This is a genomic window from Elizabethkingia argenteiflava (assembly GCF_009904105.1).
Classification (GTDB): domain Bacteria; phylum Bacteroidota; class Bacteroidia; order Flavobacteriales; family Weeksellaceae; genus Elizabethkingia; species Elizabethkingia argenteiflava.
Genome location: NZ_JAAABJ010000390.1, coordinates 1 through 351 on the forward strand (window position 1 = coordinate 1; position 351 = coordinate 351).

1 pseudogene is annotated in these 351 nt (G+C 32.2%); it reads left to right on the top strand.

The window, feature by feature from the left end:
- Positions 1 to 61 precede the first annotated feature (61 nt).
- A pseudogene (locus GNY06_RS04560) lies at positions 62 to 351 on the top strand (IS481 family transposase); the annotation flags it as partial.

Here is a 351-nt window from a genome sequence, read left to right on the forward strand (position 1 = left end):
CCGTTATCATGGGATTGAGTTATCTTCAGGCGCTGTTTATCATGTATTAAAAAGGAATGATGTGAATAAGTTACCTCAGAATATGAAGAAGCGATCTATAAAAACCTTCAAACGATATGAAAAACAGTTTCCTGGTCATAGAGTTCAGGTAGAAGTTAAGTTCCTTAATTTCTTTGATGAATCTGGTAAGAAAATTAAGCGTTATCAATATACGGCAATAGATAATGCTACACGAGCAAGAGCATTAAAAAATTATGATAAACAAAATCAAGCTTTTGCGATTGATTTTGTCGAATACTTCCGAAAACATTTTCCTTTTCGAATTCATAGTATACAAACTGATAATGGTCA